The 3,672-nt window shown below is 38.5% G+C and carries 4 protein-coding genes and 1 pseudogene; 1 reads left to right on the top strand and 4 read right to left on the bottom strand.

The window, feature by feature from the left end; all coding sequences use genetic code 11:
- Window positions 1-643: pseudogene (locus tag ACYVTD_RS10500) on the bottom strand (hypothetical protein); the annotation flags it as partial.
- A gap of 188 nt (window positions 644-831) precedes the next feature.
- On the opposite strand from ACYVTD_RS10500, the gene ACYVTD_RS10495 reads away from it, so the two are divergent.
- Window positions 832-1,875, top strand: a complete 1,044-nt coding sequence (locus tag ACYVTD_RS10495; protein ID WP_461247724.1) for an Rpn family recombination-promoting nuclease/putative transposase — start codon at window positions 832-834, stop codon at window positions 1,873-1,875.
- A 138-nt stretch (window positions 1,876-2,013) separates the two neighbouring features.
- Here ACYVTD_RS10495 and ACYVTD_RS10490 read toward each other — a convergent pair whose 3' ends face one another.
- The 3 genes from ACYVTD_RS10490 to ACYVTD_RS10480 are packed head-to-tail and all read right to left on the bottom strand — an operon-like array spanning window position 2,014 to window position 3,584.
- Window positions 2,014-2,424, bottom strand: a complete 411-nt coding sequence (locus ACYVTD_RS10490; RefSeq protein ID WP_461247725.1) for a leucine-rich repeat domain-containing protein — start codon at window positions 2,422-2,424, stop codon at window positions 2,014-2,016.
- A gap of 23 nt (window positions 2,425-2,447) precedes the next feature.
- Entirely contained in the window at window positions 2,448-2,939 is a 492-nt protein-coding gene (locus ACYVTD_RS10485; protein ID WP_461247723.1) for a hypothetical protein, read from the bottom strand.
- An 18-nt stretch (window positions 2,940-2,957) separates the two neighbouring features.
- On the bottom strand, window positions 2,958-3,584 hold the full coding sequence (locus tag ACYVTD_RS10480) for an InlB B-repeat-containing protein (RefSeq protein WP_461247722.1): 627 nt from the start codon (window positions 3,582-3,584) through the stop codon (window positions 2,958-2,960).
- Window positions 3,585-3,672 lie beyond the last annotated feature (88 nt).

The raw sequence follows: 3,672 nt of genomic DNA, 5'->3' as shown, positions 1-3,672 counted from the left end.
TATTATCAGTTTCAAAATTTTCCGTTTGAGAAGTTGTCTGGGTTTCCCGCATATTTTCATTGGCGGTTTCTGTTTTCAAGTCATGAGCGAAGGGAATAACGGCGTTTCCGTTTATATTCTCGCTTTCAAGCGGAGGCGGAAGTAAAATTTTACGGCGCATTATTTTAGCTTCTTTAAAAAAGAGGATATTTCTTAGCACTTGTAAAAGCAGAATTTCAACTACAGTAACTGTAATGATAAAAAGGCTAAAACCTGTTTTTCCCATAGAATACAAAAACGATGACTGCGTGGAGCGGACATCGTAATCGCGGAAAAAGACATAACCGATAGAAAGAGTTAAAAACGGAAGAATAAACCCGTTTAAAATAAATATCTTGTCGGGACGCCAATTTTTGTCGGACAAAACAACGGCGGCGTAGAAAAAATACGCAGGGATAAGCATGGAAAGAATCCCAAAGGAGCGGACAAAAAATATCCCCGGAACATCAGGAAAAAACTGAAGCCCAAACATGGCTGAAACAAGCGAAAACCCCAGCCAAAGCCCGCAAAACCCCAAAAAAACCGCCGTTAAAACGGCTATTGTACGGAATTTAAAATACCCGTCCGTCGAAAATCTTTCTTTAAATTCTGAGAAAACCTGCAAAGTATATACCTCTATTTCATTTTCGGTCGATTTTTAGGTGTAGTTTATAGAGGATAATAGGGTAAAAAAATTAAACTTTTTTCAAATTCAGTCAAGCGCCACGCATATACGCACCCATATAGGGTATGTAGTTTTTAAAAAACTGTCTTTGGGCAGTCAACTACAAATCTTATTTCGTTAACATTTTTATGCAAAATGTTAACGAAAAACACAAGGACACTGTTTTTACTTTCCTTTTCAGCAACCCAGACTTATTGAGGGAACTCTACTCGGCTATTGAGGGTATTAACCTACCGCCAGACGTACCCATCAATATCAACACCCTTTCAGATGTTCTTTTCAGGACGCAGAGAAACGACATTTCGTTTCTTATCAACAACAGGCTTATTGTTTTGATTGAACACCAGTCGACCATCAACAACAATATGCCGCTCAGATTTATGATGTACGCTTCAAAGCTGTATCAGGAAATAACGGAACCGGAAGACAAGTTTAAAAGGAAGCTTGAAAAAATCCCAAAACCGGAATTTATCGTCTTGTACAACGGCGAGGATAACTACCCCGATTATAAGGAGTTAAGGCTTTCAGACTCTTTTATTAAAAATGACATAAAAATTGAACTGCCGTTGGAACTTGTGGTACAGGTGTACAATATCAACAAGGGGCGGAATAAGGAAATATTAAGCAAAAGCCAGACACTCGACAGTTACAGCAAATTTATCGACAAGATACGGGAGTATCAAAAAGAGTATCAGATGAAGTATAAAGAGAAAAAAGAAATACTTGATAAATCGTTTAGATCCGCGATACAATATTGTATAAAGAATAACATACTGAAAGATTTTTTAAAGAAACACAGTTCGGAGGTTTTGAATATGCTTTATGGTGAATATGACCCTGAGGTTGAGATGAGAGTTGTCCGCGAAGAAACTCGTGAAGAGGACTGTCAGTATTTCCTTGAGTTGTTAAATCGGGGATTGTCTGTCGAAGAAATAAAAGAGCGGCTTCAAAAGCCGGGGTTTAATATGCTATATGACGAATATAACCCTGAAGTAGAAAAGAAAGTAGTCCGCGAGGAAGCGCTTGAAGAAGGCATGGAAATAGGACGCGAAAAAGGGCTTAAAGAAGAAAAACTAATAATCGCTAAAAATTTGCTTTCAAAAGGGTCTACACCTGACTTTGTGTGTGAAATTACCGGGCTCTCTTTGGACAAAATACAAAAATTATTATGAGGTATTAAATACGATTATTTACAAGTGATGAGAAGATTTTTTTTACCACGAACCACACGAACACCACGAACTTTTAACACATATCTTGTCGTTGTTCGTGCTGGTTTGTGGTTATAAAACTATTTCTCTGATTTTTCGCTATGGGGTTTTTGTCCAAACTGAACTATCACTCACAGGCGAGTCTGTGGTATACGTCCCTGTTCCTCCTCCTGTGGAGGCAAAATACTTGTCTCTCAAGTCGCCGTAAAATGGACTAAAAGAAGGATCACCAAAATTAGCTGATTGAATACTGCCTTCAAACGTTACACTAGTAAGGTTTGTACACTTAATAAAAGCGGAATATTCAATTTTGGTAACGGTACTTGGTATAGTTATAGATGTAAGACCGCTACCAGAAAAAGCGCTACTCCCAATGCTGGTAACGGTACTTGGTATGGTTATAGATGTAAGACCACTATCGGAAAAAGCATTTGCCCCAATACTTATAACTTTATTTGGTATATTTATGCTTGTAAGGCTTGTGCAATTTTGAAAAGCGTATGTCCCAATACTTGTAATGCTATTTGGTATTTCTATGCTTGTAAGTTTGTTTCTGCAACCCAGTTGCCATCTGACGATGCCGCTACACTAAAAGTTACAGTATAATTACCGACATTTGTTGGGAGGTTGGAGCTACTAGTACTACTGCCATTTTGATAAAAAACAGTAATAATTCCATCTGATTTGCCCGACTTAGGCGTTATGGTTACGCCAGTAACACTGCCAACTGTCTGGGTCATGTTGCCACTAATGTTAAAATCATCAACAACAGGTTTTGCATGGGAAACTGTCAAATTACTGGTCTCTGCGCTTTTATCGCCAAGCGATACCGTAACAGGTTTTCCACTATGCTCCCAAACAGAAAGCTTAGTATTATGTGCAGGGTTAGCTGAAATATTTTTTGTGTTGCCGATAAATTGTACTATTTCAGAAGTGATATCATCATAAAATATTTCTACTTTAAGAGCGGTAAGGTCGAGTTTTTCACCGTAAACATAGTTTAAATTTGGCTGTGTCTCAATCAATATTCCGTTAACTTTCCTTTAATCGGTTTTATTAAACGTATATGACAAAGTAATTGATGTTTGGGTTTGATTGCTTTTTTTAGCGTCATTTCCGTTTATTTGTGCGGTAATCGAACTTGAAAACTTGTACTCATCTGTTGCCGTAAGCGTAACAGTGGCAGTGTACTGTGTATCACTTAGGAAAACATTGGCACTCCCACTCCCACTCCCACTAGGATTCCATGTTACTTGACTACAGTCATATCCTGACCATCCGGTGGCATTCGTACTCATAGGCGATCCCGTCGCAGGACCGGTTATATAAACATCAACGCTCTTTATAAGCAGATCATCTGGTGTTGCTTCAGTCCACCTGGCATACAAAGTCATGCTGTCGGGTGGGATAGAATTAAAATCGTATAGATCTTCAAATGTTTCATTGTCTGTATACCAATCGGAGAAAATAAAATCGGGTTTAACAGGATTTGCGGGTCTTTTTACGCGGTCGCCTGAATATAGTTTTTGGGGCGGCACTTCAGTACCGCCGTTGCTGTCAAAAGTTATGGTTTTTTCCTTAAGAACTTCCGTCATCCAGGGGTTTTCACAGGCGAATAACAAGGCAAATGTTATACACGCTATCGGGATAAAAAGTTTTATTTGTTTCATCGCTTCTATGCCCCTGTTTAAGCCTATTTTCCGTAAACCCCGCCAAAAAAGGGTTTTATAAACCAAATATCTATAATATTATACTATA

This window comes from Treponema sp. R6D11 (genome assembly GCF_054786075.1).
Note: the sequence above shows the minus strand (reverse complement) of the source record. Positions and strands in the feature narration are given on the sequence as shown.

What these genes read in the sequence shown, in the direction of transcription:
- ACYVTD_RS10495 (WP_461247724.1), top strand. Translation starts at nt 832, where the DNA reads ATGCAAAATGTTAACGAAAAACACAAGGACACTGTTTTTACTTTCCTT.
- ACYVTD_RS10480 (WP_461247722.1), bottom strand. Translation starts at nt 3,584, where the DNA reads ATGAAACAAATAAAACTTTTTATCCCGATAGCGTGTATAACATTTGCC.